This is a genomic window from Methylobacterium sp. ME121 (genome assembly GCF_000974725.1).
GTDB classification, from domain to species: domain Bacteria; phylum Pseudomonadota; class Alphaproteobacteria; order Rhizobiales; family Beijerinckiaceae; genus Methylobacterium; species Methylobacterium radiotolerans.
The window spans coordinates 1-4,961 of the sequence record NZ_BBUX01000139.1; the positions used below are offsets into that span (position 1 = coordinate 1).

Sequence of the window (4,961 nt, forward strand, 5' to 3'; positions counted from 1 at the left end):
CCTTCCGGCCCTGAGCCCCCCTCCCGCGCCCGCCGCACCGGCGGCGGGCGCCCCCCCGGGGGCGCCCTCAGGCGCGCGTGCCGGGCGCCCTGGTCAGGCGGCAGCCGGTGATGCGCCACTGCCCGTCCGCGTCGCGGGCGAGGCTGTACTCGGCCGTCCAGTCGACGCCGTACTCGTCCTGGATCGCCACCGACTGGACCACGCCCGCCGCGTCCGTGTCCCGCGCCTCGCCGAACACGAAGCTGCGGTGACGGTAGACCGGACGGTACTGGTTCCGGACCATGCCGATGAACAGGTCGGCATTCGGGAACAGCTCCCGGATCCCCGGCGCGGCCTGCTCGTAGGCGGTCTGCGCGTCGTCGCGGCCGAGCGCCTGCGCCTGCTTGGCGATGACCGCCCGGGCCGCCGCGCGCCCCGCCTCGTCGGCCGCCGCCGGCCCCGCGAGGCCCAGGACGAGGAGCAGGACGGACCAGGCGCGCATCGCTGTCACTCCGGCAGAGTCGGACCGAGATCCGTCATCGTCCCATGAAGATGGTCTCCGCCGCGCCCACGACAATGTCGGCCGCGGTGCCGACGATGATCGCCGCGCCGTCGCCGGTCACCGGGCCGCGCGGAAGCGCGTCCCGGCGGGCAAGCGCGGCCGTTCGGGAAGCGCGCACGGGTTGGGCAGACATCGCGCCCTGGTTGTGCAAGTCGCTGGAAAGATGGGCATTTTCGCACCCGTCGGGCGCCGCGGGTTTGACCCTCCGCCGCGGTTTTGCGAGCCTCCGCGGGCCGACTCGGTTCCGGCGGGGAACCGACCGGGCGGAGCGCGGGACGATGATGCGAAGCCACGCGGACGACAGCGCCGAGGCCCGTCCGGCGCCGGCCATGAGCGTCGGGGTGTTCATCCCGATCGGCAACAACGGCTGGCTGCTGTCGGAGAACGCCCCGCAGTACCGCCCGAGCTTCGCGCTCAACAAGGCGATCACCCTGAAGGCGGAGGGCTACGGGCTCGACTTCGCCCTGTCGATGATCAAGCTCCGCGGCTTCGGCGGCAAGACCGAGTTCTGGGACCACAACCTCGAATCCTTCACCCTGATGGCGGGGCTCGCCGCCGTCACCACCCGGATCCGGCTGTTCGCCACCGCGGCGACCCTGTGCCTGCCCCCCGCCATCGTGGCCCGCATGGCGGCGACCATCGACTCGATCTCCGACGGGCGCTTCGGCCTGAACCTCGTCACCGGCTGGCAGAAGCCGGAATACGACCAGATGGGCCTGTGGCCGGGCGACGCGCATTTTGCCAATCGCTACGATTACCTGGCCGAGTACGCGCAGATCCTGCGCGACCTGTGGGAGACGGGCGCCAGCGACCGCAAGGGCGCGTATTTCCAGATGAACGATTGCCGGCTGAGCCCCCGGCCGCAGGCGCCGGTGAAGATCATCTGCGCCGGCCAGAGCGGCGCCGGGCTGGCCTTCACGGCCCAGTACGCCGACTACAATTTCTGCCTGGGCAAGGGGCTCAACACGCCGACCGCCTTCGCGCCCGTGGTCGAGAAGCTCGCCGAGGCCAGCGCGCGGACCGGGCGACGGGTGACCGCCTTCGCGCTGTTCATGATCATCGCCGACGAGACCGACGACGCCGCCATGGCGACCTGGGCGCACTACAGGGCGGGCGCGGATGCCGAGGCGATCGCGTGGCTCGGCGCGCAGGGCGCGGCCGACACCAAGTCGGGCAGCGACACCAACGTGCGCCAGCTCGCCGACCCGGCCTCGGCGGTGAACCTCAACATGGGCACCCTGGTGGGCAGCTACGCCAGCGTGGCCGCGATGCTCGACGCCGTCATGACCATCGACGGGGTGGAGGGCGTGCTGCTGGTCTTCGACGATTTCCTCAAGGGCCTCGACGCCTTCGGGACCCGGATCCAGCCCCTGATGCGGTCGCGCCGGCACGTGACGGCGGCAGCTCTGCCCGAGGTCGCCTGATGGACCGCCCGACGACCTATCCGATGGACCAGCCCGCCGGCTTCCGCGACGCCCAGGGTCGGCACGGCGGCGTCGTCCTGCCGGCCCGCCCGGAGCCGATCGCCCTCGATCCCGCGACCACGTTCCTCATCGTCGTGGACGTCCAGAACGCCTACGCGAGCCCGGGCGGCTACCTCGACCGGGCCGGCTTCGACGTCTCGGGCACCGGCCCGGTGATCGCCCGGATCGCCCGGGCGGTGGCGGCGGCGCGCGCCGCCGGCATCCCGGTCCTGTGGTTCCAGAACGGCTGGGACCCCGCCTATGTCGAGGCCGGCGGCCCGGGCTCGCCGAACTGGCACAAATCCAACGCCCTCAAGACCATGCGTCGGAATCCTGAAGCGAACACGCAGCTCCTCGCCAAGGGATCCTGGGACTACGCGCTGGTGGATGCCCTGACGCCGGAGCCCGGCGACATCGTGATGGGCAAGCCCCGCTACAGCGGCTTCTACAACACGCCCCTCGACAGCACCCTGCGGGCCCGGGGCGTGACCACGCTGGTCTTCACCGGCATCGCCACCAACGTCTGCGTCGAGTCGACCCTGCGGGACGGGTTCCACCGGGAGTATTTCGGGATCGTGCTGGCCGACGCCACGCACCAGGCCGGACCGGAGAGCCTGCACCGCGCGGCGCTCGCCAATATCGAGACCTTCTTCGGCTGGGTCTCGGACGTCGCCGCCTTCGAGTCCGCCCTCGGGGTGCCCTCGCGCGCCCCGGTCGGCGCCGATCTGGCCGGATAAGTGCATCGCCCGCCCGGCCGGTGACCGGCAGGGTGCGCGAGGACCGCCGCGACGCGGCCCTCCGCGCGGCCTGCCCGGCCCGGCCGTCAGGTCGAGCGCGGGAGGCGCGGGGAATGCCCAAGCAGGTCGTGATACCGCCGGGAACCGGCAAGCCGCTGGCCCCCTACGTGCCGGGCACGCTGGCCGACGGGGTCCTGTACGTCTCGGGCACGCTGCCGCTGGACGCGGAGGCCAACGTGGTCCATGTCGGCGACGCGGCGGCCCAGACCCGCCACGTGCTGGAGACCATCAAGGGCGTGGTCGAGGCCGCGGGCGGCACGATGGACGACGTCACCTTCAACCACGTCTTCCTGGCGGACTGGGCCGACTACGCGGCGATCAACGCCGTCTACGCCGAGTATTTCCCGGGCGAGAAGCCCGCGCGCTACTGCATCCAGTGCGGCCTCGTGAAGCCCGAGGCCCGCGTGGAGATCGCCGCGATCGCCCATATCGGCCGCTGATGGGCCCGCTCCACCACGCTGTGGCGGGCCCGGCGGGCGGTCGGCCGGTGCTGCTCTCGCCGGGGCTCGGCGGCGCGGCGGGCTACTTCGCGCCGCAGATGGCGGCCCTGACCGCGCGGTTCCGGGTCGTCACCTACGACCATCGCGGCACCGGGCGCTCGCCCGGCCGGCTCGCGCCGGACCACGACGTCCCCGCCATGGCGCGGGACGCGCGCGCGGTGCTGGACGCGGCCGGGATCGAGTGGGCCGACGTGGTCGGCCACGCGCTGGGCGGTCTGATCGCCCTCCAGATGGCTTTGGACGCGCCCGACCGGGTCGGGCGGGTCGTGGTGATCAACGGCTGGGACGCCCTGGACCCGGCCACGCGCCGCTGCTTCGCGGCCCGCCGGGCGATCCTGGCCGGGGGCGGACCGGAGGCCTTCGTGCGGGCGCAGGCGATCTTCCTGTACCCGGCGGCGTGGCTCTCCGCGCAGGCCGAGCGGGTCGAGGCCGACGAGGCGCAGGCCCTGGCGCATTTTCCCGGCGCCGAGACCGTGCTGACGCGCATCGCCGCCCTGGAGGGCTTCGCCATCGCCGACCGCCTCGGAGCGATCGGCCACGAGACCCTGGTGATGGCCGCCCGGGACGACGTGCTGGTGCCCTACACCCGGTCCGAGCGGCTGGCGGCGGCGCTGCCCAACGCCCAGCTCGCCCTCGCCCCGGAGGGCGGCCACGCCCACAGCGTCACCCGGCCCGAGGCCTTCAACCGGGCGCTCCTGGACTTCCTGGACCGGGACTGAGAGCCCGCTACGCCCGCAGCGCGATCATCGGCAGCACCACCGCGTCGAGGGCGGCGGCCAGCACCGGGAGCAGGGCCGGCCAGCGCAGGGTCGCCGCGGTGCCGATCTGCCCCCGGGCGAAGGCCAGGATCAGCATCGGCACCAGCGGCAGCAGATCCCGGACCTGCAACCCGCCGTGGCCGGCCGCCGGGGCGAGGGCCTGCGCCAGCACCGTCAGCCAGAGGCCGAGCAGCGCGCCCCCCGAGAGCCACAGCCGCTCCGCGAGCGGGGGAAGGGGCCCCCGCCGCAGCGCGAAGGGCGGCACCAGCAGCGCGGCGGCCCAGAGCGCGTAGAGGATCCCGGGCAGCGGGACGGGCAGGGACCCGAATCCGTCCCCCGCGCCGGCGGGGTGCGGCAGTCCGAGGCTCGCGGCCGGGAGGGCCGGCAGCAGGGCGAACACGGCGAGCGGCAGCCGGTCCCGGCAGGCGCGGGCCAGCCGCCCCGGAGGTGGGAACGGCACCAGCAGCATCCCCGCGAGCGGCGCGCAGGCCGGCCGCGCCAGCACCACCAGGCCGATCGCCAGCGCCGCTCCGGCGCGGCGCGCCGATCTGCGCCGGCCCGTCATCGGCCGGGGGCTGAGCAGCGCGGCCGCGAGCGCCGCCAGCGCCAGGACGGGCCCGTCCGGGCCGGAGGCGGCCGCGAGCGAGGCCGGGCAGCACAGCAGCGCGAACAGCGCGGCCCGTCCCCGGGTCGCCAGGGCCAGGGCGGCGAGCCCCAGGCTCAGGAACGCCGCGATGCGGGCGAAGGCGAGGGCGAGGGCGGCCGGCTCGCCGGGCAGGCCGATCCAGGCCAGCGCGAGGCAGGCCGGGAGGCCGAGGCCCAGGAAGGCGCGGGCCCAGGAAGGCGCGGGCCCGGAACCGGCCGCCGCCGGTGACCGGCAGGTTCACGGCCGCATCCCGGGG

The 4,961-nt window shown here is 74.5% G+C and carries 6 protein-coding genes; 4 read left to right on the forward strand and 2 right to left on the reverse strand.

Going from position 1 to position 4,961, the window contains the following annotated elements; genetic code table 11:
- Window positions 1-67: 67 nt before the first annotated feature.
- Window positions 68-481 carry a DUF4864 domain-containing protein gene (locus ME121_RS32330; protein ID WP_012318569.1) on the reverse strand — a complete coding sequence of 138 codons (414 nt, stop codon included), beginning with the start codon at window positions 479-481 and terminating at the stop codon, window positions 68-70.
- 389 nt (window positions 482-870) lie between these two features.
- Between ME121_RS32330 and rutA the strand changes: the two genes are divergently transcribed.
- From rutA to rutD, 4 genes are all read left to right on the forward strand, one after another.
- Window positions 871-1,965 (forward strand): pyrimidine utilization protein A, encoded by a 1,095-nt coding sequence (gene rutA / locus ME121_RS32335; RefSeq protein WP_053622500.1) that lies wholly within the window; start codon window positions 871-873, stop codon window positions 1,963-1,965.
- Window positions 1,965-2,741 (forward strand): pyrimidine utilization protein B, encoded by a 777-nt coding sequence (gene rutB, locus ME121_RS32340; protein WP_280951385.1) that lies wholly within the window; start codon window positions 1,965-1,967, stop codon window positions 2,739-2,741. The genes rutA and rutB overlap by 1 nt, the downstream gene beginning before the upstream one ends.
- A gap of 113 nt (window positions 2,742-2,854) precedes the next feature.
- The gene (rutC, locus tag ME121_RS32345; protein WP_012318565.1) at window positions 2,855-3,241 is read left to right on the forward strand and encodes a pyrimidine utilization protein C; all 387 of its coding nucleotides are present in this window, start codon (window positions 2,855-2,857) and stop codon (window positions 3,239-3,241) included.
- Window positions 3,238-4,020 carry a pyrimidine utilization protein D gene (gene rutD / locus ME121_RS32350; RefSeq protein ID WP_089231737.1) on the forward strand — a complete coding sequence of 261 codons (783 nt, stop codon included), beginning with the start codon at window positions 3,238-3,240 and terminating at the stop codon, window positions 4,018-4,020. The genes rutC and rutD overlap by 4 nt, the downstream gene beginning before the upstream one ends.
- Window positions 4,021-4,027: 7 nt before the next feature.
- On the opposite strand, the gene ME121_RS34785 is transcribed toward rutD, so the two are convergent.
- Window positions 4,028-4,624: a hypothetical protein gene (locus tag ME121_RS34785; protein ID WP_491892944.1), complete on the reverse strand. Its 597-nt coding sequence runs from the start codon at window positions 4,622-4,624 to the stop codon at window positions 4,028-4,030.
- Between the last annotated feature and the right edge of the window lie 337 nt (window positions 4,625-4,961).

What these genes read in the sequence shown, in the direction of transcription:
- rutB (WP_280951385.1), top strand. Translation starts at nt 1,965, where the DNA reads ATGGACCGCCCGACGACCTATCCGATGGACCAGCCCGCCGGCTTCCGC.
- ME121_RS34785 (WP_491892944.1), bottom strand. Translation starts at nt 4,624, where the DNA reads ATGACGGGCCGGCGCAGATCGGCGCGCCGCGCCGGAGCGGCGCTGGCG.
- ME121_RS32330 (WP_012318569.1), bottom strand. Translation starts at nt 481, where the DNA reads ATGCGCGCCTGGTCCGTCCTGCTCCTCGTCCTGGGCCTCGCGGGGCCG.
- rutC (WP_012318565.1), top strand. Translation starts at nt 2,855, where the DNA reads ATGCCCAAGCAGGTCGTGATACCGCCGGGAACCGGCAAGCCGCTGGCC.
- rutA (WP_053622500.1), top strand. Translation starts at nt 871, where the DNA reads ATGAGCGTCGGGGTGTTCATCCCGATCGGCAACAACGGCTGGCTGCTG.